22 protein-coding genes are annotated in these 22,023 nt (G+C 62.0%); 7 read left to right on the top strand and 15 right to left on the bottom strand.

The annotated features are described in order from the left end of the window. Positions 1-2 precede the first annotated feature (2 nt). The 4 genes from HGO38_RS11525 to HGO38_RS11510 form a co-directional block, all read right to left on the bottom strand. Complete coding sequence (locus tag HGO38_RS11525; RefSeq protein WP_250956034.1) at positions 3-881, bottom strand: carbohydrate ABC transporter permease; 879 nt, start codon at positions 879-881, stop codon at positions 3-5. A gap of 2 nt (positions 882-883) precedes the next feature. Continuing rightward, positions 884-1,774, bottom strand: a complete 891-nt coding sequence (locus HGO38_RS11520) for a carbohydrate ABC transporter permease (protein WP_250956033.1) — start codon at positions 1,772-1,774, stop codon at positions 884-886. Then, positions 1,771-2,862 (bottom strand): ABC transporter ATP-binding protein, encoded by a 1,092-nt coding sequence (locus HGO38_RS11515; RefSeq protein WP_250956032.1) that lies wholly within the window; start codon positions 2,860-2,862, stop codon positions 1,771-1,773. The genes HGO38_RS11520 and HGO38_RS11515 overlap by 4 nt, the downstream gene beginning before the upstream one ends. 106 nt (positions 2,863-2,968) lie before the next feature. Then, complete coding sequence (locus HGO38_RS11510; protein WP_250956031.1) at positions 2,969-4,228, bottom strand: ABC transporter substrate-binding protein; 1,260 nt, start codon at positions 4,226-4,228, stop codon at positions 2,969-2,971. 239 nt (positions 4,229-4,467) lie between these two features. Between HGO38_RS11510 and HGO38_RS11505 the strand changes: the two genes are divergently transcribed. Next, positions 4,468-5,193 (top strand): GntR family transcriptional regulator, encoded by a 726-nt coding sequence (locus HGO38_RS11505; protein ID WP_250956284.1) that lies wholly within the window; start codon positions 4,468-4,470, stop codon positions 5,191-5,193. Here HGO38_RS11505 and HGO38_RS11500 read toward each other — a convergent pair. The 7 genes from HGO38_RS11500 to HGO38_RS11470 all read right to left on the bottom strand — a co-directional run bounded on the left by HGO38_RS11500 (position 5,147) and on the right by HGO38_RS11470 (position 11,845). Continuing rightward, positions 5,147-5,863: a DUF2161 domain-containing phosphodiesterase gene (locus HGO38_RS11500; protein ID WP_250956030.1), complete on the bottom strand. Its 717-nt coding sequence runs from the start codon at positions 5,861-5,863 to the stop codon at positions 5,147-5,149. The two genes, HGO38_RS11505 and HGO38_RS11500, sit on opposite strands and share 47 nt — an antisense overlap. Positions 5,864-5,962: 99 nt before the next feature. Then, complete coding sequence (locus HGO38_RS11495; protein WP_250956029.1) at positions 5,963-6,805, bottom strand: GNAT family N-acetyltransferase; 843 nt, start codon at positions 6,803-6,805, stop codon at positions 5,963-5,965. Beyond that, positions 6,802-7,548, bottom strand: coding sequence for an aspartate/glutamate racemase family protein (locus HGO38_RS11490; RefSeq protein WP_250956028.1), 747 nt, complete (start codon positions 7,546-7,548; stop codon positions 6,802-6,804). The genes HGO38_RS11495 and HGO38_RS11490 overlap by 4 nt, the downstream gene beginning before the upstream one ends. Next, positions 7,548-8,366: an ABC transporter permease gene (locus HGO38_RS11485; protein ID WP_250956027.1), complete on the bottom strand. Its 819-nt coding sequence runs from the start codon at positions 8,364-8,366 to the stop codon at positions 7,548-7,550. The genes HGO38_RS11490 and HGO38_RS11485 overlap by 1 nt, the downstream gene beginning before the upstream one ends. 4 nt (positions 8,367-8,370) lie before the next feature. Continuing rightward, a complete protein-coding gene (locus HGO38_RS11480) occupies positions 8,371-9,276 on the bottom strand; it encodes an ABC transporter permease (RefSeq protein ID WP_250956026.1) in 906 nt (301 codons plus the stop codon). Between the two features lie 164 nt (positions 9,277-9,440). Beyond that, positions 9,441-10,730 (bottom strand): ABC transporter substrate-binding protein, encoded by a 1,290-nt coding sequence (locus HGO38_RS11475; protein WP_250956025.1) that lies wholly within the window; start codon positions 10,728-10,730, stop codon positions 9,441-9,443. A gap of 26 nt (positions 10,731-10,756) precedes the next feature. Beyond that, positions 10,757-11,845 (bottom strand): ABC transporter ATP-binding protein, encoded by a 1,089-nt coding sequence (locus HGO38_RS11470; protein WP_250956024.1) that lies wholly within the window; start codon positions 11,843-11,845, stop codon positions 10,757-10,759. A gap of 258 nt (positions 11,846-12,103) precedes the next feature. Between HGO38_RS11470 and HGO38_RS11465 the strand changes: the two genes are divergently transcribed. Further along, a complete protein-coding gene (locus tag HGO38_RS11465; protein WP_250956023.1) occupies positions 12,104-12,817 on the top strand; it encodes a GntR family transcriptional regulator in 714 nt (237 codons plus the stop codon). Positions 12,818-12,893: 76 nt separating this feature from the next. Here the strand turns inward: HGO38_RS11465 and HGO38_RS11460 are convergent, their stop codons facing one another. Beyond that, a complete protein-coding gene (locus HGO38_RS11460) occupies positions 12,894-13,991 on the bottom strand; it encodes a DUF475 domain-containing protein (RefSeq protein ID WP_250956022.1) in 1,098 nt (365 codons plus the stop codon). A gap of 513 nt (positions 13,992-14,504) precedes the next feature. On the opposite strand from HGO38_RS11460, the gene HGO38_RS11455 reads away from it, so the two are divergent. Further along, on the top strand, positions 14,505-16,337 hold the full coding sequence (locus tag HGO38_RS11455) for a putative bifunctional diguanylate cyclase/phosphodiesterase (RefSeq protein ID WP_250956021.1): 1,833 nt from the start codon (positions 14,505-14,507) through the stop codon (positions 16,335-16,337). A 3-nt stretch (positions 16,338-16,340) separates the two neighbouring features. On the opposite strand, the gene HGO38_RS11450 is transcribed toward HGO38_RS11455, so the two are convergent. Then, the gene (locus HGO38_RS11450) at positions 16,341-16,577 is read right to left on the bottom strand and encodes a BrnA antitoxin family protein (protein WP_250956020.1); all 237 of its coding nucleotides are present in this window, start codon (positions 16,575-16,577) and stop codon (positions 16,341-16,343) included. A 63-nt stretch (positions 16,578-16,640) separates the two neighbouring features. Between HGO38_RS11450 and HGO38_RS11445 the strand changes: the two genes are divergently transcribed. The 4 genes from HGO38_RS11445 (at position 16,641) to repC (ending at position 20,891) form a co-directional block, all read left to right on the top strand. Continuing rightward, positions 16,641-16,910: a hypothetical protein gene (locus HGO38_RS11445; protein WP_250956019.1), complete on the top strand. Its 270-nt coding sequence runs from the start codon at positions 16,641-16,643 to the stop codon at positions 16,908-16,910. Positions 16,911-17,054: 144 nt separating this feature from the next. Continuing rightward, a complete protein-coding gene (gene repA, locus HGO38_RS11440; RefSeq protein ID WP_250956018.1) occupies positions 17,055-18,299 on the top strand; it encodes a plasmid partitioning protein RepA in 1,245 nt (414 codons plus the stop codon). A 3-nt stretch (positions 18,300-18,302) separates the two neighbouring features. After that, complete coding sequence (gene repB / locus HGO38_RS11435; RefSeq protein ID WP_250956017.1) at positions 18,303-19,418, top strand: plasmid partitioning protein RepB; 1,116 nt, start codon at positions 18,303-18,305, stop codon at positions 19,416-19,418. Between the two features lie 258 nt (positions 19,419-19,676). Continuing rightward, positions 19,677-20,891: a plasmid replication protein RepC gene (repC, locus tag HGO38_RS11430; protein WP_250956016.1), complete on the top strand. Its 1,215-nt coding sequence runs from the start codon at positions 19,677-19,679 to the stop codon at positions 20,889-20,891. A 234-nt stretch (positions 20,892-21,125) separates the two neighbouring features. Here the strand turns inward: repC and HGO38_RS11425 are convergent, their stop codons facing one another. Further along, positions 21,126-21,308: a WGR domain-containing protein gene (locus tag HGO38_RS11425; protein ID WP_352230469.1), complete on the bottom strand. Its 183-nt coding sequence runs from the start codon at positions 21,306-21,308 to the stop codon at positions 21,126-21,128. Positions 21,309-21,499: 191 nt separating this feature from the next. Then, a complete protein-coding gene (locus tag HGO38_RS11420) occupies positions 21,500-21,889 on the bottom strand; it encodes an alpha/beta hydrolase family protein (RefSeq protein ID WP_250956014.1) in 390 nt (129 codons plus the stop codon). Between the last annotated feature and the right edge of the window lie 134 nt (positions 21,890-22,023).

Genomic DNA, 22,023 nt, shown 5'->3' with positions numbered 1-22,023 from the left:
TCTTATCCTTTGACCGCGCCGGCCGTGAGGCCCGCGACGATCCGGCGCTGAAAGATCAGCACGATGACGATCAGCGGCAGCGTCACGGTGACGGAGGCCGCCATGATCTGCCCGAATGGATATTCGTAACGGCTGGTGCCGGCAATCAGGCCGATCGCCACCGGCACGGTCTTGTTCTCATCCGTCAGCATGAAGGTCAGCGCAAACAGAAACTCGTTCCAGGCGAGGATGAAGGCGAGAATGCCGGTGCTGGCCAGCGACGGCCCCATGAGCGGCAGCAGGATATGGGTGAGAATGCGGAAATGCGAGCAGCCGTCGATCAGCGCCGCTTCCTCCAACTCTTTCGGAAACTCCCGGATGAAGGTGGTGAGGATCCAGGTGGTGAAGGGTACCGTCGACAGCAGATAGGTTAGCACCAGGGCGCTTGGCCGGTTGTAGAGGCCAAGCCAGTTGACCAGCTCGAACATGCCGGACAGCACCGCCACCTGCGGGAAGATCGAGATCATCAGGATCGCCATCAGCACCAGCCGGCGCTGCGGAAACTCGATGCGGCCGAGCGCATAGGCCGCGCTGATGCCGAGGATCAGCGACAGGGCCGTGGTCGAGGTGGCGACGAAGGCCGAGTTCAGCAGCGAACCCATGAACACCGGATTGTCGAGCAGCTGCCGGTAATAGGTGAAATTCAGCGCCGGCAGGAAGGCGGTGGTGTAAAGCTCCGCCCCCTGCTTGGTGGAGGAGACGATCGCCCAGTAATAGGGAAACAGCGTGTAGCCCAACACGACCAGAATGAGCAGGCCGAGCAGGCCCTTGCGCACGCGGCGCTGCAGCCGGTAGCTGGCAGACGTGCGGCGCTTGGGACGGGCGGAGACGACGGTTGCCATGGTCATTCTCCCGTCGAGCGATCAAGGCGCAGCGCGCCGATGAGGACGATGGCGACCAGGGCGACCAGCAGGAAGACCCAGGTCGAGGCGGCCGAACCGACGCCCAGTTCCTGGAAGCTGATCAGCCGGTCGCGGGCATAGATCGACACCGTCATGACATTCTGGTTGCTGGCGGCCAGCACATAGGCAAGGTCGAACATGCGCACGGCATCGAGCGCCCGAAACAGAACCGCAACGCCGATCGCCGGCCGTAACAGGGGAAGGGTGATCGACCAGAACCGTTTCCAGGCTGGAATGCCGTCGACTTCGGCGGCTTCCATCATCTCGCCGGGAATGGTCTGAAGGCCGGCCAGGATCAGCAGCACCATGAACGGCGTCGTCATCCAGACGTCGATGAAGATCACCACGCCCATGATCAGCGAACTGCTGGCCGTCCAGGCGATGCCGTGATCGATGAGCCCGAGCGACATCAGCATCTTGTTGAACACGCCGAACTGGTCGTTGAGCATCCATTCCCAGATCTTGGTGGCCACCACCACCGGAATGGCCCAGGGCACAAGAATGGCGGCGCGCAGCATGCCGCGGCCGGGAATGGCCTCGTTCAGCAAAAGGGCGATGCCGAGGCCGAGCAGCGTTTCGATGACAACCGAGATGACGGCAAAGACCAGCGTGTTCCGGACCGCAGCCCACCAGTTGGGGTCGCGCAACACCTCAACGAAATTGGCAAAGCCGATCAGATCGTAGACGGAGGGATCATCGAGATAGGCGTCGGTGAAGCTGAAGAAGAAGGTGCGACCGAGCGGCCAGACGGCGACCATCAGCAATACGATGATCAGCGGCGTCAGAAACAGCCAGGCGGCACGATGCTCGCGCCGGGCGAGCCGGACACTCATGCGCCGATCTCCCGCGCCACCGTGTCGATGCGCCGGCTGTCCGTGTCGAACAGGAAGATATCGGCATCGGCAAAGGCAAGGCCCACCGCATGGTTCTTGCGGTCGTAAGGCGGCCGGCCGGCAACGCGAACAACCCAGATGGTTGTCGGATCAAAGCGGATATAGGCGAAATGTTCGTGGCCGAGATCCTCGATGCGCTCCAGGATGCCGGTCATGCGGCCCTGGCCCTCCGGCACGATGGTCAACGCCTCCGGGCGAACGCCAACGGAGGCGGGTGTCTGCGCGCCGGAAATCAGGTCGAAGGGCAGATCGAGGCTGCCCGGACCTTGCAGCGCCTGGCCGGAGACGACAGGGTCAAGCTCGGCGAAATTCATGCGCGGGCTGCCGATGAAGCCGGCGACGAAGCGGTTGACGGGTCGGTGATAAAGCTCCAGCGGTGTGCCGACCTGCTCGATGCGGCCGTGGTTGAGGACGACGATGCGGTCGGCCAGCGTCATGGCTTCGGCCTGGTCGTGGGTGACATAGACCATGGTGGTCTTGATGTCCTCATGCAGGCGGGCGATTTCGATGCGCATTTCCATGCGCAGGTCGGAATCGAGGTTCGACAGCGGCTCGTCGAACAGGAAAAGCTCCGGCTCGCGCACCAGCGCCCGGCCGATGGCGACCCGCTGGCGCTGGCCGCCGGACAATTCCTTGGGGCGGCGATCGAGCAGGTGGTCGACCTTCAGCATGCGCGCCACCGCGCCGACCTTGTCGGTGATCGCCTGTTTGCCAAGCCGCATGGTTTCCAGCGCAAAGCCGATATTGCGGGCGACGCTCATATGGGGATAGAGCGCATAGGACTGGAAGACGAAGGCGACGCCGCGCTTGGAGGCGGGCACGTCGGTGACCTCCTCGCCATCGATCTGCACTTGGCCTTTGGAAGCGGGAACCAGGCCGGCGATGATGCGCAGCAGCGTCGATTTTCCGCAACCGGACGGGCCGACGAACACGACGAATTCTCCGTCATCAATGTGCAGATCGACCTCACGGATGACGTCGTGGTGTCCGTAGCTCTTGGAGACGGAGGAAAGCGTGACCGATGCCATGGGGATCCCGGATCTTGTAAGACTGCAAAAGTCCCATCCGACAAAGACATGTCGGATGGGATAGAGGCGGCGGCAACCATTGAGAGGCTGCCGCTTCGGCTTGGGATCAGCGGCTTTCTTTGAGTTTTTCGAGCTTGGCGGCGAGGTCCTTCAGGCCTGGTTCCACCTCGGTGCCGCCCGACAGCATGTCGTGGACGGTGCGGTAGAAGGCCTGCGAGACGCGGTTATAGCTGGTGCCGGTATAACCGGACGGGCGGCTGGCGCTGTCGGAGAAGGCCTGGCGGTTGTCCTTGAGGAACGGGATCTTGGTCAGCACGTCGGCATCGCTGTAAAGCGCCGGGATCGACGGATTGTAGGCGGCATCCACGGCGCGCATCTTCTGCATCTCAGGACCGGTGACGAAATCGACGAAGCTGGCGGCGGCTTCCGGCTTGCTGCTGTATTTCGACACGCCATAATACATCGGGCCGAGGCAGCCGGACGATTTTTCGCCAGCCTTGCCGACCGGCAGCGGCATCATGCCGACCTTGTCGACGACGGCGCTGCCCTCGGCATGGGATGTCGCCCAGACGTAAGGCCAGTTGCGGTGGAAGACGGCATTGCCGGATTCGAAGACGGCGCGCGAGGCTTCCTCGTCATAGTTCAGCACGCCCTCCGGGCTGATGGTGCCGATCCAGCCCTTGGCCATGGTGATCGCTTCGGCGGCGGCCGGATTGTCGATCGTCACCTTGCCGTCGTCGGCGATGATATTGCCGCCGCCATTCGAGCTGATCAGTTCGATCGCGTCGCAGGTCAGGCCCTCGAAGCTCTTGGCCTGCCAGGCATAGCCCCACATGTCCGGTTTGCCGGCACCGCGTTCGGCGTCCTGGATTTCCTTGGCGGTCGCCGTCAGCTCGGCCCAGGTCTTCGGCGGCGTCTTGCCGTATTTCTCCAGCAGATCCTTGCGGTAGAACATCAGGCCGACATCCATATAGGCCGGCATGGCGACCAGCTTGTCGTCGAGCTTGGCGGCGCCAAGGGTCGATTCGAAATGCATGTCCTGGCTTGCCTTCGGCACCAGCGTCGACAGGTCGAGCAGGTTGGCCTTGAACATGCCGAGCCAGATCACGTCGAGGAACAGCACGTCGACATCGGTCGACTTGGCGGCCAGCAGTTGCTGGTAAAGCGGGATCGCATCGTCGAGCAAAGCCGGCATCTTGTTGATCTTGGCCTCATTGCCGGTCTTGGTTTTCCAAGCGTCGGCCGCCTTCATGCAGAGGTCATATTCGGTCGAGGCGCAGAACACCGAAACGGTTTCAGCGCGGGCCGCCCCGCCGGCGAAAAGCGCCAGCACGGAGAGGCTTAAGGCAAATGTACGGTTCAGCATATGGTCGTTCCCCTGTTGATCTGAAACCTCTGGAGCGAGCGTATTCGATATTTTTATTCTGATCGCTTTCATTTATAGAACTGGATATAACCAGTTATGTCAATCGGCCTCCGTGGAAGAATTCCAGACCCGGCTGGAACTCTGCAACCGATGGCTTATAGTTATCCGATCTCGCGGAGGGGTGGTCCTTGAAGAATTCGGCAGCGCAAAGTTTGACGACAGGCTCCCTCGTGCCGCTGATGCGCCACGACGATCCCAGGCCCCTGCATCGCCAGGTGCACGAGGCGCTGCTGCAGGCGATCGAGGATGGGCGGCTGCCGCACAATGGCAAGCTGCCCTCCGAGCGCGAACTGGTGGAAATCTTCGGCGTCAGCCGGATCACCGTGCGCCACGCGATCCAGGATCTGGTGCGCCAAGGCATGCTGAAAAGCCAGCCGGGCAAGGGTTTTTACGTAATGACCGCCCAGCGCGGCTATGAGTTGCAGGTGCTGGAAAGCTTTACCGCCACGGCGCTGTCCAACAATCGCGAGCCGGGCAGCGAACTGGTCGAGGTGAAGGCCTACAAGCCGCCGCCCGAGGTGACGCGGCCGCTGTTTCTGCCGGCCGGTGCGGAAGTGGTGATCCTTCGGCGCCTGCGCCTGATCGATGGCGTGCCGGTGGCGATCCAGACCGACTGGCTGCCGGCCGCCCAGGTTCCGGGACTGGCGGATCTCGACTGGACCGGTCCGAACCGCTCGCTCTATGACGAGTTGCGCAACCGCTATCATATCCAGCCGGGACGCGGCCATACGACGCTCAGCGCTCGGCTTGCGACCGATTGGGAATGCGAGAAGCTCGGACTGGTATCACCTGCGGCGGTGCTGACCGTCGATCAGATCGTCTTCGACCGCCGCAATCGGCCGATCAACATGACGACGCTCATCCATCACCCGGAACGCTATCCGCTGACACTGGCGCAGTCGTGAAGTCTGTTTCCGCGGGCGACAGTGCCGTCGGCCAGCGCCGCAAGGCTTCCAGGCCCGGCTCGGTCAGCCCATAGATGCCGCGGTCGATCCGCTCGAACCAGCCATAGACATTACCCTGCAGGATCTTGGCGACCTCCGGTACCAGAGGGCGAAGATCGCGCGGCCGCAAGGGGCCGTTCTGCAGGGCTGCCGCGCAAGCCAGTGCCTGCTGGCGATAGGCGGTCATGATCGGCACCCGGTTGCCGCCGCCAAGGGTCGTGTCGCCCTTGCGGCGGCGGTGTTCGCTGATGAGGCGTGAGCGCTTGCGGTTGTTCTTGCGGGGCAGGGCCGAATCGGGGCTGATCAGAACGTCAACAATGCCGCTGTCGGAAACGGCCAGCATGCCGAAACCCAGCCTGCGGCACAGATCGCGGAACCGCCGGTCGCCCTCGCGGCCCCTGCCCTTCTTGGAGACGCGGGCGGCCAGCCAGATTTCGTCGCCGGCATTGGCCCGGTCGACCGCCTGCAGCACCAGTTCCAGAGTGAAGGTCAGCTTCAACTCGCAGATGACCACCAGCGGCGGCTCGCCGTCACCCAGCGCGACGATGTCGCAACCGCCGATTTCGCCCTTCACTTCGTAGCCGGCAGCCTCCAGGAAGCGCTTGATCGGCAGGTATAGCGTCGTTTCCAAATGATGTCCCTAGCGCCTGCGTCAGTCTTCGGCAGCGCGATCCCTCATAAAGGAAGGGCGGCTGTCTTGGAAGGCTGGCGGTGGTGATCGTCAAAAGCGTCAGCCAAGTTCCAGGCTGGTGATGCCAAAAATGCCGGCCTGGTTCAAGGCCGGCGGCGGCCCCTTGTACATGCGCGCCGTGGCAAATCCCCTGACAAAGCCGAGGGCCTGCAGATCATCGGAAAATGCCGTCTGCCCGGCGGGCACGTCGATATGCAGGGTCTGGCCGTCTGATGTTGCGGCCAGTGTATCCAGCAGCAGTTTTGCATCGGCCGGGGTTTGCGCAAACAGCGGGCCGATCTTGACGCCGTCGTGACAGGCACGCGCCACGGCATAGCCCTGGATTTCACCGTTGCGCACGATGGCACGGGCCACGCGCGGAGGCGCAAGCCAGGCGTTCAGGAAGGCATCGCGCGCCTCGGCGAAGAAATTCCTGTCGAAAGCTGCGATCGCCGGCAGCAGCGACGGCATCACATCGATGACGTCAGTGTCGGACGTGGCGGTGCCGGCATGGACGCCGCTCCAGCGAAAGGTCTCGGACACCGCGGCAAAGCCCATGCGGCGGTAATTGGCCTGCTGTTCCGGAACGCCGTCGAGGCCAATCGTTCGACCGTCGAGCAAGGCCATGCCGGCATCCCAGACCCGGCGGCCATAGCCTTTGCCCCGGCTGCCGGGGCGCGTGATATAGAGGCCGGTGAACCCGAAATTCGAACCGTAACGCACGGCGGAGATGCCCGCCGCCAGCTTGTCATCGACAAAACAGCCGAGGAAACCCTCGGGGTCGGCGGCATAAAAGGCCGCGGCATCGTCGAGCCCGGGATTCCAGCCCTCGTGTTTTGCCCAGCAGAGAAGCTGTTGCACCTCGGCAAGTGCCAGCGGCCGGATGACGATGCTGCCGATCATGCCGGGATCATCCGCGCCGGGGCGAAGGGTTCCAGCAGGCCGATATAGGTCTTCCCAACCGGGAAGGCATAGGCGCCGCGCTTGGCGGTCGACAGGCCGAGCGCCACCAACGCCTCGGCCTGCTTGACGGCGGCGGCAACACCGTCGATCACCGGCACGCCGAATTCGCGGCTAAGCTCCAGCGTCAGGTCGGCCATGCCGGCACAGCCGAGAACGATCGCCTCGGCTCTGTCGTCGCGCAGCGCAGCTGTAATCTCGTTGCGCAGCCGGTCGCGGGCATTCGATTGCGGATCTTCCAAGGACAGAACCGGGATATCGGCGGCCCTAACCTTGGCCCGCGAATCCATGCCATAGCGATGGACCAGTGCCTCGACCGGCAGGCGCGAGCGCTCCATGGTGGTCACCACGGTGAAACGCTGGGCGATGAAGGAGGCGGTTGCCATGGCCGCCTCGCAGATGCCGATCACCGGAATACCACAGAGCGCCCTTGCCGCATCGAGCCCGGTATCGTCGAAACAGGCGATGATCGCGGCGTCGGCGCCGAGACTCTGGCCCTTGGAAAGCTCGAGCAGCAGGCCGGGCACGGCCAGAGCCTCGTCGTAATAGCCTTCGATCGATGCCGGTCCCATCGAGGAGGTGACCGGCATGATGCTCGTTCCGGGATTGGCGACACGGCCGGCCGCATCGGCGATGGTCGCCGTCATGCTGGCGGTGGTGTTGGGATTGACGATGAGAAGGCGCATCAGCCGCGGGCCCTGCGCCGGTTCATCATGACGATCAGCCCGAGCGTTCCGGCGATGACGAGGAAGGAGAAGACCGTGGTGACCGTGCCAAGCGCGTAAAGCACCGGCGTGGTGACATTGGTGGTCATGCCGTAGATCTCCAGCGGCAGGGTATTGTAGGTGCCGGAGGTCATCAGCGTGCGGGCGAATTCGTCATAAGACAGCGTGAAGCCGAACAGGCCGACGCCGATCAAGCTCGGCGCGATCATCGGCAGCACGACATGGGCAAAGGTTTGCCATGACGAGGCGCCGAGATCGCGCGCGGCTTCCTCGTAGGCCGGCGAAAAACGGTTGAAGACGGCGAACATGATCAGCACGCCGAAGGGCAGGGTCCAGGTGAGGTGCGCGCCGAAGGCCGAGGAATACCAGGCCGGCTGCAGCCCGACCTGCTGAAATAGCACGCCGATGCCCAGCGAGATGATGATCGACGGCACGACGAGGCTTGCAACCGACAGATAGAACAGCGCCGTGGCGCCGGCAAATTTCCGCCGGAAGGCAAGACCGGCCAAAAGCGCCACCACCACGGTCACCGCCATGACGGCGATGCCGAGGAACAGCGAGCGGCGGAACGAGCCGCCGAAATCGCCGACCGCCTGTTTTTCAAACAGATTGACGAACCAGTGGAGCGACACGCCGTTGAGCGGAAAGGTCAATCCGCCGTTCGGTCCCTGGAAGGACAGGATCAGGATGGCCGAGAGGGGGCCGTAGAGAAACAGCACGAAGAGGCCGAAGAAGATGGCAAGGATGTAGAATTCGCGGCCGCGCTTGTCTGCATGCATGGCTTTAGAGCTCCTTGCGGATGTCGACGATGCGCAGGATGCCCGCGACCATCAGGAGAACGAGGATCAGCAGCACCACGGCATTGGCGGCGGCCGCCGGATATTGCAGCAGCGACATCTGGTTCTTCATCATCAGCGCAACGGAAGCGCTCTGGCCGCCCGACATCACCTGCACGGTGGAGAAATCCGCCATGACCAGCGTCACGACGAAGATCGTGCCGATCGCCATGCCGGGCTTGGCCAGCGGAATGATGACATTGGTGAGGATCTGCAAGCCGCTGGCGCCGGCATCGCGCGCCGCCTCGATCAGCGATTTGTCGATGCGCATCAGCGTGTTGAAGATCGGCGTCACCATGAACAGCGTGTAGAGATGCACCATGGCCAGCACCACCGCGAAATCCGAATAGAGCAGCCATTCGATGGGCGCCGGAATGATCCCGGCATTGACCAGCGTCGTGTTGATCAGCCCGTTTCGCCCCAGAACCGGGATCCACGAGATCATGCGGATGATGTTGGAGGTCAGAAACGGCACGGTGCAGACCAGAAACAGCACCATCTGCATGGTGGCGGTGCGAATGTGGAAGGCGAGAAAGTAAGCCACCCAGAAACCGATGAACAGCGTGATCGTCCAGACGATCAGGGCGAATTTCAGCGTGTTGAGATAGATCTTCCAGGTCACCCAGGAGCCGAGCGTTTCCTCGTAGTTGAAGGTCACGAAATCGGGATACATCTGGGCAAAGTCGTAGTCCCAGAAGCTGACGACGCCGATCATCAGGATCGGCAGCAGCAGGAAGGCGCCGAGAATCACGGCAAGCGGCGCGGCCTGGAGATAGGAGACCAGCCGCAGCGGCACCTGAAGCACGCGCTTCGGCTTCGGCTCTCCGACGCCTATGAACCGCACTGTCGCCATGATTTCGTCTCTCCCTTCATACCGCAGTTGGAAACTGCCCCTCATCCCCCTGCCGGGACCTTCTCCCCGCAAGCGGGGCGAAGGCGCAGGGCGGCCACCGTATCGGCCTTCTCCCCGTTCACGGGGAGAAGGTGGCGGCAGCCGGATGAGGGGCCTCGTTCGCCTCAAGCCGCGATGAACTCGTTCCAGCGGCGGACCATGTAGCGGTCTTCGTCCATGACCGAGTTCCAGCAGGCGACCTTGCCCATGCGCTCGACGAAGGAGCCGCCATCGCGCACCGCGCCGGCCTTTTCCATGACCTTGCCGTCCGGAGCGACGATATCGCCCTGGGCTGCCTTGCCTTCGATCCAGTAGCCCCATTCGTCGGCCGACATATGTTCCTTGGCGGTGTCCATGGCGGCGGAATAGTAGCCCTGGCGGTTGAGATAGGCACCGACCCAACCCGACGTGTACCAGTTGATATATTCATAGGCCGCATCGAGCTGCGCGCCTGTCAGATGGGCTGCAAGGCCGAGACCGCCGCCCCACGAGCGATAGCCTTCCTTGAGCGGCTGGTATTTGCAGGCGATGCCCTTGGAGCGCACGGCAGCAACCGCCGGCGACCACATCGACTGGATGACCACTTCGCCCGAGGCCATCAGGTTGACGCTCTCGTCGAAGGACTTCCAGAAGGCGCGGAACTGGCCGTCCTTCTTGGCCTTGATCAGGAATTCGATCGTGGTGTCGATCTCCGCCTTGGTCATGTTGCCCTTGTCGGCATATTTGATGATGCCCATGGCTTCGCAGATCATCGCGGCATCCATGATGCCGATCGACGGGATGTTGAGGATCGAGGTCTTGCCCTTGAAGGCCGGGTCCATGATATCGGCCCAGGTGGTGATCTCGCGGCCGACCAGGTCGGGGCGGATGCCGAGCGTATCGGCGTTGTAGATGGTCGGAACCATCGTGAACCACTGGGTCTCTTCCTTGGCAAACGTCTTGTCGCCGGGCTTTTCGACATAGCCGACCGTGTGCGGCGCCGTGCCCTGGGCGATGACGCTGTCCGGCGTCAGCTTGCCGTTTTTGAACAGCGGCACGATCTTGTCGTAATATTTCAGCTTCTTGACGTCCATCGGCTGGATCACGCTGGCCGGATAGACCTTTTTCAGGATCCAGTATTCGATGTCGGCGATGTCGTAGGAATTGGGCTGGGTGACGGCGCGCTGGGCGGCGGCGTCGGAATCCGTCGCGGTCATCTCCAGCGTGATGCCGAGGTCGGCCTTGCACTTCTCGGCAATGGCGTTGAGGTTCGACACACCGGTGCCGAACTGGCGCAGCGTGATCGGGTTCTGCGCCCAGATGGTCGGGAAACCGGTGATCGCGCCGGAGCCGGCGGCAAGGCCGGCCGCCGCGGAGGCGGTTTTCAGAAGCGAGCGGCGGGTGACGCCCTTTGCCGTCTTGGAATTCTCAGTCATGCGCTGTTCTCCTATTGTTTGTGTTTTTACGTTTCCATGCGGCCGAGCACGATCGCGTCCGGCGCCTCCCATGAAAGCGGGATGGCTTCGCCGACACTGACCGGATTTGCAAAGAAGGCGGTGTCGTCGAGAATGACGGTGAAATCCTCGATGCCGCCGCCGGCGACCACGAGTTTGACGGTCGATCCGAGATATTCGACATTCGAGACGATGCCGGTGAAGCCGAGGCCGGCGGCCGGCGTCTCGCCGATGCGCACATGGTCGGTCCTGATGGCGATATCGACAGGCTCGCCTGCCTCGACCTGCCGCCCGAGGGCTGAAAAACGACCGCCACCGAGGACCTCCAGGACAATGCCGGTCGGGCTATTGTCGACGACGCGGCCGGAAATGACGTTGTGGTCGCCCATGAACCGGGCGACGAAGGCGGTGGCCGGCGTCTCAAAAACCTCACGCGGATGGGCGGCCTGCTCGATGCGCCCGTCATTCATCACGACGATCAGATCGGCGAGCGCCATCGCCTCTTCCTGGCTATGGGTGACATGCACGAAGGTAATGCCGAGCGTCTTCTGCAGTTTCTTCAGCTCGGCGCGCATGCGGATTTTCAGGAACGGATCGAGGGCCGACAGTGGTTCGTCGAGAAGCAAGGCCTCGGGGTCGGTGATCAGGGCGCGCGCAAGCGCCACGCGCTGCTGCTGGCCGCCGGAAAGCTGCGCCGGCCGGCGGTTGGCATAGCCTTCCATCTGCATCAGCGTCAGCATCTCCATCGCCTTGGCGCGGCGCTCTTCTTTCTCGACGCCTTTCATCTTCAGGCTGAAGGCAACATTGTCGACAAGATCGAGGTGCGGAAACAGCGCATAGGACTGGAACATCATCGCCGTGCCGCGCTTGGCAGGCGGCAGATCGGTGACCACCGTGTTGCCGAGACGCACGTCGCCGGACGAAATGCTCTCGTGCCCGGCAATCATCCGCAGGGTGGAGGTCTTGCCGCAGCCGGAGGGCCCCAGCAGGCAGCAATAGCTGCCCGCCGGGATTTTCAGGCTGATCTTGTCCACGGCGACGGTATGGCCGTAGATCTTCGATACGGCGGCGATATCGATTTCTGCTGCTTTGGTCATTCAGCGCTCCCAATCCTGAGCGAAAGGGATGCATGTTGTGTGCCAGTTTCGGACTGGAGACCTAAGCTGTTGGAATCGCCGGGCTATCCAAAGAAGGCTAATGTCAGTCATGGGCTTGCGTAAAATGAATGCACAAAAAATCAGTTTTGCATTCAATCTGATGGTCAAATTGTGGACAATCGATTTGCATGTTTTTCAAGGTTCATATTTCCATCCGGCTGCGATGCGGATAGAAAGGCATGCACACGGGACATAGCCATGAATATCGCACACAAGACCCCAGCCAATCTGGATGCCAACCAGGAAGACCGCGCCCAGGCCATTCGCGATTCCCTGCGCGATGCGATCGTCGACCGAAGGCTGACGCCCGGCACCAAGCTGTCGGAGGCAGAAGTCGGAACGCTGTTCGACGTCAGCCGTACCGTGGTTCGTTACGCCCTGCAGATGCTGGCCTTCGAAGGGCTGGTCCGCACCGAGCGCAATCGCGGCGCCTTCGTCTCCATTCCGACGCCGGAGGAAGCGCGCCAGATTTTCGCCTCGCGCCGGCTGATCGAGCCGGGCATCGTGGCGGCTGCCGTGGAGCGGCTGACGCCCGACGATATCGAGGCTTTCCGCAAGCAGCTTGACGAGGAAGTGCGCTTCATGAACGAGCGGGGACCGGTCGCCCGACGCGCCGAGATCAAGGCCTCCGGCGATTTCCACCTGATGCTCGCTGCGGTCGCCGGCAACGGTATCCTGCAGCGTTTCATGGATGAGCTGGTGGCCCGCTCCTCGCTGGTGGTCGCGCTTTACGGGCGATCCGGGGTGTCGAGCTGCGGCCACAACGAACATTCCGCCATTCTCGATGCGCTGGCCAACAAGGATGTGCCGCGGGCGAGCGAGCTGATGCTGCACCATATCGATCATATCGAAGCCGATCTCGACCTGCGCGTCAAGGAAGGCCTGGCGCTGCGCGATGCGCTGAGTTCGTGATACGCGCGCCCACCGCATGAAAAGGCCCGCCGGTCTTTCGACTGGCAGGCCCTTAATGAAGCCGAAGAATGCGAAATCAGATATTCTCGGCGATCGCCTCTTGGGCGCGGGCCTTTTCTTCCTCGCGCTCCTTGCGATTGTAGCGGATCGACGACCACAGCGAGATGCCGATCAGGCCAGCCCCGCCAAGGCCGGTGATCACTTCCGGGATATGCACGAGCGTCTGGAAATACATGATCACCGAGAGGATCAGGATGGCGTAGAAGGCGCCGTGTTCCAGGTAGCGATATTCGGCAAGCGTTCCCTTGTCGACCAGCATGATGGTCATGGAGCGGACGTACATGGCGCCGATGCCAAGGCCTATGGCGATGACGAAGAGGTTCTGCGTCAGCGCGAAGGCGCCGATGACACCGTCGAACGAGAAGCTGGCATCGAGCACTTCGAGATAGATGAAGGCGCCAAGACCACCCTTTGCCGCTTCCGACATGGTCTTCTGCGAGGCATCGAGCAGGCCGCCCAGCACTTCGACCGCCAGGAAGGTCAAGAGGCCGTAGATCGCCGAATAGACGAAGGTGGTGGATTCCTCGCCGTCGAGGAAGTTCGAGAATACCAGGATGAGGGCTAGAACGAAGGCGATCTCGATGCCCTTGATGGTCGCCGAACGGGCCATATGCTTCTCGATGAAGCTGATCCAGTGCACTTCCTTCTCATGGTTGAAGAAATAGGTGAGGCCGACCATCATCAGGAAGGTGCCGCCGAAGGCGGCGATCGGCAGATGCGCTTCGTTCATGATGCGGGCATATTCGGCCGGCTCGCGGGCCGCCAGCAGCAGCGCGTCGATCGGGCCGATGCCGGCCGCGATCACGACGATCAGCAGCGGGAAGACGATGCGCATGCCGAACACGGCGATGATGATACCCCATGTCAGGAAGCGTTGCTGCCAGACGGGGGTCATGTCTTTCAGCTTATTGGCGTTGACGATGGCGTTGTCGAAGGACAGCGAGATTTCCAACACGGCCAGAACCGCACAGATGAAGAAGACCGTCGCCATGCCGCCGAGCGTGCCGGTCGACTGCCAGCCGAGCCAGGCGCCGAGAAGAAGGCCGACGGCCGTGACAATGAAGGCCCATTTGAAATAGCCAAGGCTGCTGTTGTTGACGGATGGCGTGCTCACGAGCGCACCTCCGGACGTCTTGCGGGGCATGTTGAAATCATCGAATCGCGCCGACCCTGAAGGGCATGCGCGTGAGGCATGGTCAGAATGATCATATTCTTGAATCCGCCGGCTCATTTGCTGGCGGTACCGACATCACGAGAGCGCCGTAAACTCTCGCCAGAGGGGCCCGGCACCTGTGGTTGCTCGCGGGTCATCGTGTCGACAACCGCAGAACACGGTCGTTTTCGCTGAAGTCTGACCGTCCGTCAAGAGCTTCAGGCGATTACCGCCCATGTCCAGAGCCATTACGGTCCGTCAGGGCCTTCTCGAGGCAGGATGCTCACCGTTGAAGAACAGTCCAGACAGGTTGCACGCTGTCCAGACCTCACGTCCGCCCCCACGGCTCACGCGGGAACAATAGGAATGGGCGGACGTTTCCGAGACGTGCGGCCGTTATAAATTTAGTGACTGCGTAACAACTAATTAAATCCACTAACGCTAATCTGCGTCATCACCAATGAATTGATCGCTATGCTCCTGACGTTGCAGAATTCTATCCTTGAAATGATCGCCAGGGGCGAACCCCTGAACGCGACCATCGATCGGCTTTGCAATACGGTGGAAGAGACCGTGGCCGGGATTGTCTGCTCGGTGTTGTCCGTGGATGCGCAAGGACTGCTGCATCCACTGTCAGCTCCGTCCCTTCCCGCCCATTACAGCGCAGCGCTGGATGGTATTCGGATCGGTCCGTGCGCAGGCTCCTGCGGCACTGCCGCCTATCGTGGTCGTCCGGTCATTGTCACCGATATCGAGAACGATCCGCTCTGGGCCGATTACAAAAGCTTCGCGCTGCCGCTTGGCTTTCGAGCCTGCTGGTCGACGCCGATCATCAGCTCTGGCCGGGTGACCGGAACATTTGCCTTCTATTTCAAGGAGAAGCGGGGCCCGAGCGAAATCGAAGAGCGTATGGTTGCGGCCTGCGTGCATCTCTGTGCCATTGCGCTTGAGCGCAACGAACGGGTCAACGAGCGCCAGCGTCTGGCCTATACGGACGTGCTGACCGGTTTGCCGAACCGCGCCCATTTCAATCTGGTCCTCGCGGAGCAGGGTGTCCGATGCCGCTGGGGCATCCTGCTGGCCGACATGGACAATCTGAAGCTCGTCAACGACACCTTCGGCCATGGCGCCGGCGATGATCTGATCAAGGCTGTTGCCCATCGCATCGCGTCGGTTGGCGGATCCGGCTTGACCTTCCGGCTGGGCGGTGACGAATTCGCCATCATCGTCAAAAACACCGATACCTCAAAGCTGGCTTCGGTCGCCGCCGACATCCTGCAGGCGCTGAAAGAACAAAGCGTCTGCGGCGGACATGTGGTCTTTCCCGCCGCAACGCTGGGCGGCGCGGTGGCGTCGGCCGACGAGGCGCCCGATCAGGTCCGGCAGAATGCCGATTATGCGCTGTACCATGCAAAAGAGCGCAACCGTGGCCAATATATTGAATTTGTGCCTGGTCTTGGAACAGCCATAACGCGCCGGTTCCGGGCGATCCACGACGTCAGCCTGGCCTTGAGCGAGGGTCGCATCGACGCCCATTATCAGCCCATCGTGCGTCTTGAGACCGGCGAGGTTGTCGGCTTCGAGGCCTTGTGCCGGATGATCACGAAGACCGGTGACATCGTTTCTGCGGCCCATTTCCAGGAAGCCATGAAGGATGCTCACGTGGCAGCGCAACTGACCTTTCAGATGCTGCAGCGCGTCGCCACCGACATGCGGCGCTGGCTGGATCTGGATCTGCCGCTCCAGCATGTGGGCGTCAACCTGTCGGCCGCCGATTTCCATAACGGCAGTCTGCTGGAGCGCCTGAGCGAGACGTTCGGCAAAGCCGGTGTGCCGCTGAAACACCTTATCTTGGAGGTGACGGAATCGGTCTATCTTGGCCAGCGCGATCACGTAGTGGCAGACGAGATCAAGGCCCTGCGGCAACACGGCTTGCGGGTGGCGCTGGACGATTTCGGAACCGGCTTTGCCTCGCTGACCCATCTGCTGACCGTTCCGGTCGACATCATCAAGATCGACAAGTCCTTCATTGATCGGCTGGTCCCGGGCGACGGCGGCAGCGCCATCGTCGAAGGGCTTCTCGGCATTGCCGAGAAACTCGGCATCCGGGTGGTCGCCGAGGGTATCGAAACAAATGCTCAAGTCCACCAATTGCTGGCGCTCGGCTGCCGGCTCGGGCAGGGATATTATTATTCAAAGGCAGTCGACCGCGAGGCGGCAGTCATGCTTCTGAAACGGTTCGGACAGAGCCCGCGCGATGACGAACCACAGCCGCTTGTCCATCCCCGCCGCAGTGCGGGAACCTGATGCTCAGGCCTTGTTGTCGCGGATCGCGCTTGCCAGGGTCTCGTTGATCCGGTCCTGCCAGCCTGGACCATCCTTCTGAAAATGCTCCAATATGGCGCTGTCGATCTTGAGGGAGACGAGTTCTCGCGTGTTCGGCGGAGCGGCTCTCTCGACCGCAGGAGCGGGTGGCCGTTTGACCGGCTTAAACAGCGCTTCAGCGGCATCTTTGGGGTTAACCGGCCGGCGGGGCGTATGGGCCATCTCGAATGATCCTCTTGGCGTCCGACTCGGCAAGACAATCGCCGGTCGAGCTCGCCCAATTCGATGGCGAATCTGCAGCGCCCCGTCAAGGGCATGCTCCATCTCATCACCGCTCAGAGCGTCATCGCGATGCGCCGGCAACGGCCTAAAATCCGTTTGCGCGTGATTATGTTGACAGCCGTCAACCCTAACGGCGCGCCTGATCTTACGCCGGACACCCGCAAAGACGCGAAACGCTCAGAAATCGTTGACAAAAAAGGACTTGACGCGACTCAGGCTTTCAAACACCCTGTTACGGCGCAAGGTAGATTTGTATGTCTGCGCCGTAAATAGAGAAGTCTGCTGTTAACGTCTCCCGATCGCGTATATCTTCGCGAAGACGAATCGAGCAGATTGATGGATGCTAGCCGCGTTTTTCGATTTCGGCCATGAAGGCTGGGGCGCACGACAGCGGGCATCAGGTTTTTGGAGAATAGGATGGCAATTCCGTCCAGCACGGTAACAGAGGTGGCTCCCTTGCGCTCGGCCGATGAAACGATTGCGGAAGATGCTCAGGCGCTGTCGGCGCAATTGAAGGCCATGCGGGAACGGCTGTTCCCGCCGGCATCGAGAAAGACGTTGCGCAGCTTCACCTCTGGTGAGGCGGCGCGGTTGATCGGCGTATCGGACGGCTATCTCCGACAGCTGTCGTTGGCCGGCGACGGACCGCAACCCGTGGTCGGGACGGGCGGGCGGCGCTATTATACGCTGGCCGATATCGATGCGCTGCGGCATTTCCTGGCCGAGCAGGCGCTCGCCAAGGGCAATGGCGCCAAGGCACGAGCTTACGTGAAATGGCGCGATCCCGAACGTGGCGAGCATCTGCAGGTCATTTCGGTCACAAATTTCAAGGGTGGCTCGGGCAAGACGACGTCGGCCGTGCATCTGGCGCAGTATCTTGCCATGACCGGTCACCGGGTTCTGGCGGTCGATCTCGACCCGCAGGCTTCGCTCTCCGCTCTGTTCGGCTATCAGCCTGAGCTCGATCTCGTCGGCAATGATACCCTGTACGGCGCCATTCGCTATGACGGCGATGTGCGTCCGCTGAAAGAGATCATCCGCAAGACCTATTTCCACAATCTCGACCTGCTGCCGGGCAATCTCGAGCTGCAGGAATTCGAACATACCACGCCACGGGCCCTGGCCGAGCGGCGCGGCGGCCAGGCGGACGGGCTGTTTTTCACGCGCGTCCAGTCGGCCTTGCAAAGCGTTGCCGACAATTACGATGTGGTGGTGCTCGATTGCCCGCCGCAGCTGGGTTACCTGACGCTATCGGCGCTGTGCGCCTCCACGTCGGTGATCGTCACCGTCCACCCACAGATGCTCGACGTGGCGTCGATGAGCCAGTTCCTGTTCATGACCTCGGATCTGCTTGGCGTGGTTCGTGAGGCCGGCGGCACGCTGAATTTCGACTTCCTGCGCTATCTGGTCACCCGTTTCGAGCCGCATGACGGCCCGCAGACCCAGATCGTCGGCTTCCTGCGCTCGCTGTTCGGGTCGCGCGTGCTGACGGCGCCCATGCTGAAATCGACGGCCGTCTCCGACGCCGGATTGACGAAGCAGACGCTTTACGAGGTCGGACGGGAGAATTTCAGCCGCGGCACCTATGACCGCGCCATGGAATCGCTCGACGCGGTCAATGCCGAAATCGAGCAACTGATCCACACGGCCTGGGGGCGGTAGTTCATGGCAGGAAAGAACCGCAAATCCGAACTCAAGGCGCTTTTCTCCGACCCGATCCCGAGCGGCCCGGCCCCGGCAGCCCCGACGCCGGAGATCAAGGCGGATCCGCCGGCCTCGACCGACCATGCCGGGCCGGAAACGGCAATCGGCGATGCGAGCGGACCCTCTACACCGTCCGGCTTTGCGTCGCGAACGCCCGGTCCGCGCGTCGCCTCCGGCGCCGTGAAGGCCATGGGCCTGTCGCTCACCTCGATTACCCGCGAGGCCGAGGAGGCCAAGGCGCTACGCCAGGCGCTGGAAGACGGCGAGCGGATTATCGCGCTGGATACCGACAAGATCGATTCCTCTTTCGTCTCGGATCGGCTGAGCGAAGAGGAGCGTGACGACCCGGATTTCCTGGCGCTGGTCGACAGCATCCGGGATAGCGGCCAGCAGGTGCCGATCCTCGTGCGGCGTCACCCGGATATCGTCGGGCGCTACCAGGTGGCCTATGGCCACCGGCGGCTGAAGGCGGCCCGGCGCGTCGGCATTGCCGTCAAGGCGATCGTGCGGACGCTGTCGGATGACGAACTGGTTCTGGCCCAGGGCAAGGAAAATGCCGAGCGGCGCAACCTGACCTTCATCGAGCGGGCGCTGTTTGCCAAGGCGCTGACCGAGCGTGGTTTTGATCGCAAGCTGACCGGCGAGGCGCTCGCCGTGCAGAAAAGCGAGCTGTCGCGGCTGATCCAGGTGGCCGACAGCGTGCCGATCCGCTTTGTGCGGGCCATCGGTCCTGCACCGAAGGCCGGGCGGGATCGCTGGATCGCGCTTGGACAGTTGTTGTCGACGGGAGCCGGCGTCGAGAAGGCCGCCGATGAGGTGCAGGCCGAACGGTTCAAGTCGGCCTCCAGCGACGAGCGCTTCCAGATGCTGTTCGACCGGCTGTCACGCCGGGCAAAGCCGGAAAAGGCCGAGGCCGAGCAATTGAAGGGTCCGGACGGCAAGGTGTTTGCACGGATCAGCCAGCAGGGACGGGGCGTCAAGATCGAATTCCTTGGCGATGTCGATCCAGGCTTCGTCGATCGCTACGGCGAGCGGCTGGCAGCGGATTACGCGGCCTTTGTGGCCGCATCCGATTAAACACGGGTAATTGCGGGTCGCGTGAGCGCTCCGACATACGGATAAAGAGATTTTAGGAAAGGAAGCTCAGAGACAAGAAAAAAGGCCCCCAAAACGTCACCATTTCGGAAGCCCTCTTCTTATGTAGCAATTTGAGAGAATCACTTCCACAGGACAAAGTCAAGAGTCGGCGGCGAATAGCTGGTCCGAAACGCGTTATTTTGTCCAATGGTCTGCCGTCGACGGGTCCTTCTTGCCTCTTTGATAAGGGGACCTGACATGATGGACAGACTTGCAACGACGCCATTTGGCGGCGGCCGGATGTCTGCGCGGCTTTTTGCCCGCCAGGCCAAGGTCGGCGCCCGACAGGAAGAGCTGCGCAACGGCGCTGGCGGCAACGAGACCGGGCGCGCCGACAAGTGGCAATTGCTGCGGGCCTTGACCGAGGCCCGCGAGGTCTTTGGCCTCGGCGACCGCACCATTTGCCTGCTTGAGGCGCTGGTGAGCTTTTACAGCGAGCGGGAACTGGACGGCAAGCAGCCGCTCATCGTCTTCCCGTCCAATCGCGAGCTTGCCATGCGAGCCCGCGGCATGGCGCCGGCCACCATCCGCCGTCACCTGGCAGCCCTGGTGGATGCCGGCATGATCTTTCGGCGTGATAGCGCCAATGGCAAGCGCTTCTGCCGCCGCGACGATACCGGCGAGGTGGAGGAGGCCTTCGGCTTCGACCTGGCACCCCTGGCCCTCAAGGCAGACGAGATCTATGCCGCGGCAGAGGCGGCAAGGGCAGAAGCCAAGGCGATCCGCGTGCTGCGCGGCGAGATCACCGTCCACTTACGCGACATTTCCAAGGTGGTGGCGACGGCCATGGAAGAAAGCCGTGCGGGCGACTGGGTGGATTTCGCCCTGCGGCTTGCGGCCCTTTCCGGACGCCTGCCGCGCCGCGCGCGCCTCGCCGACATGTCCCCGCTTCTCGCCGACCTCAGAATTCTGCGCGATACGGTGGAAACAGCCTACCTCAATTCACTCTCTGAACAAGAAATGAGCGCCAATGATCACCATTACGAGCGCCATATTCAGAATTCAAATACAGACCTTCCATCTGAATCTAACGGCTTGGACCATAATACCGGCGGGAGTGCCCAAGACACCGGTCCTGCCCCGGAACGCAAGATGGCGATCAGCCTGACCAAGCTGCAAAAGCTCTGCCCGCAAATGAAGGATTATGCCAAGGACGGCATTTCCAGCTGGGTCGACGTGATGAAAACCGCTGAGCTGGTCCGCTCGATGCTCGGCATATCGGCCGATGCCTGGGCGAAAGCCAAACAGGCCATGGGTCCGCAGGCGGCAGCCGTGACCATCGCCGTCATGCTGGAGCGGGCCGAGACCATTCGCTCGGCCGGCGGTTATCTTCGCAATCTCACCGACAAGGCCGAGAAGGGGGCGTTCAGTATCTACCCGATGCTGCAGGCCCTGGAGCGGGCCAAAACCTAGCCGGCCGCAACAGCAAGCTGGACAATTGACCTGGGATCAACACCGTCCCGCAAAGAAGTGGAAGTGACGTTGGACGGGTTTTCGGCTGGCACGGGCGTAGCGTTCGAAGAGTTTCTGTCCGAGACGCAATGGCGCGTCTCGGACAATATCAGCATCTCCATAACCTTCACCGGCTCCGGCCTCACCATTCTGTCGGCCGGCAATAACCGGCCTCGATCGCTGGGCCCTTTCGTTTCAGCGGTAGCCGCGGCGACGCTTGATGCGCTCAAGTCGCGCAAAGGCCGCCTCGGCCTGTTCGGTGGCCGCAAAGGTTTCCACCTTGCAGCGGCCGATCGTGCCGATCCGCCCCCAGGCGCGCACCAGCGAGACCTCGCCGAACAGGGTCGGCTGCAGGCCCAGTTGATAAAAGCGTGCCATGTTTCGGCTGGCATCGACACGCGTCATTTGGAGACTATGGATCGGTTTTGGCATGCGCCGGAGTCTCGGCGAGTGAGATCCCGCCGTCCAACGACTAATCTGAATCGATGAGCCTGCACCGATTCACCGCGCTGATGGATCTTGCCCCGTCCTCGCCACGCGATTGCCCCATGCCCGCAAGCGCTCGGGCTCTACGGATTGGCCGGAATGGCTGTGGCCAGGAAGCCGATCACCAGAAAGGCGACCTCCCGATGGATCTCTTCGCGGCGCCGCGTTCCACCTTCCTTGCAGACAATTCCGTCGCCCGGTGTTTCCGCCTCGATCAGCGCCGCCGCATCAGGCTTGCAAAGCTGCATGAAACTGAAGTGCATGGCGTCTGGAATCTCAACAGAGGTCGAGGAGGCTTTCGGCAGGTGTTGCGCGAGGTAACCGGATTCGAGCCTTGCCGGCATGTCACCTATATCCGTCCCGGCGCCGATCACCAGAAAGGGCGAATGAATGTCCGCTAGGCTCTTCGGCAAAAAGCCCCGCGCCAATCCCAGGTCGAAAGAGACGAATGTCGCGATGCGGGGATCTGCCATATCCCGTTCACATCAGGATTTTTGTCAATTGTTCAATCGCGTGGCATCGAATTTCTCCTTCGTCGGCGGATCCACGGTCTGAGCCCATAGCAATTACCGGCCCGGTTCTCGGGCCTATACAACCTCACATCCGG

The sequence above is a fragment of the Rhizobium sp. CG5 genome, from assembly GCF_023701945.1.
GTDB lineage: Bacteria > Pseudomonadota > Alphaproteobacteria > Rhizobiales > Rhizobiaceae > Allorhizobium.
This window is presented reverse-complemented; position numbering and strand designations above follow the sequence as displayed.

Coding starts and splice junctions, on each gene's coding strand:
- HGO38_RS11525 (WP_250956034.1), bottom strand. CDS start 881: ATGGCAACCGTCGTCTCCGCCCGTCCCAAGCGCCGCACGTCTGCCAGC.
- HGO38_RS11520 (WP_250956033.1), bottom strand. CDS start 1,774: ATGAGTGTCCGGCTCGCCCGGCGCGAGCATCGTGCCGCCTGGCTGTTT.
- HGO38_RS11515 (WP_250956032.1), bottom strand. CDS start 2,862: ATGGCATCGGTCACGCTTTCCTCCGTCTCCAAGAGCTACGGACACCAC.
- HGO38_RS11510 (WP_250956031.1), bottom strand. CDS start 4,228: ATGCTGAACCGTACATTTGCCTTAAGCCTCTCCGTGCTGGCGCTTTTC.
- HGO38_RS11505 (WP_250956284.1), top strand. CDS start 4,468: ATGCGCCACGACGATCCCAGGCCCCTGCATCGCCAGGTGCACGAGGCG.
- HGO38_RS11495 (WP_250956029.1), bottom strand. CDS start 6,805: ATGATCGGCAGCATCGTCATCCGGCCGCTGGCACTTGCCGAGGTGCAA.
- HGO38_RS11490 (WP_250956028.1), bottom strand. CDS start 7,548: ATGCGCCTTCTCATCGTCAATCCCAACACCACCGCCAGCATGACGGCG.
- HGO38_RS11485 (WP_250956027.1), bottom strand. CDS start 8,366: ATGCATGCAGACAAGCGCGGCCGCGAATTCTACATCCTTGCCATCTTC.
- HGO38_RS11480 (WP_250956026.1), bottom strand. CDS start 9,276: ATGGCGACAGTGCGGTTCATAGGCGTCGGAGAGCCGAAGCCGAAGCGC.
- HGO38_RS11475 (WP_250956025.1), bottom strand. CDS start 10,730: ATGACTGAGAATTCCAAGACGGCAAAGGGCGTCACCCGCCGCTCGCTT.
- HGO38_RS11470 (WP_250956024.1), bottom strand. CDS start 11,845: ATGACCAAAGCAGCAGAAATCGATATCGCCGCCGTATCGAAGATCTAC.
- HGO38_RS11465 (WP_250956023.1), top strand. CDS start 12,104: ATGAATATCGCACACAAGACCCCAGCCAATCTGGATGCCAACCAGGAA.
- HGO38_RS11455 (WP_250956021.1), top strand. CDS start 14,505: ATGCTCCTGACGTTGCAGAATTCTATCCTTGAAATGATCGCCAGGGGC.
- HGO38_RS11450 (WP_250956020.1), bottom strand. CDS start 16,577: ATGGCCCATACGCCCCGCCGGCCGGTTAACCCCAAAGATGCCGCTGAA.
- HGO38_RS11445 (WP_250956019.1), top strand. CDS start 16,641: ATGGCGAATCTGCAGCGCCCCGTCAAGGGCATGCTCCATCTCATCACC.
- repA (WP_250956018.1), top strand. CDS start 17,055: ATGGCAATTCCGTCCAGCACGGTAACAGAGGTGGCTCCCTTGCGCTCG.
- repB (WP_250956017.1), top strand. CDS start 18,303: ATGGCAGGAAAGAACCGCAAATCCGAACTCAAGGCGCTTTTCTCCGAC.
- repC (WP_250956016.1), top strand. CDS start 19,677: ATGATGGACAGACTTGCAACGACGCCATTTGGCGGCGGCCGGATGTCT.
- HGO38_RS11425 (WP_352230469.1), bottom strand. CDS start 21,308: ATGGCACGCTTTTATCAACTGGGCCTGCAGCCGACCCTGTTCGGCGAG.
- HGO38_RS11420 (WP_250956014.1), bottom strand. CDS start 21,889: ATGGCAGATCCCCGCATCGCGACATTCGTCTCTTTCGACCTGGGATTG.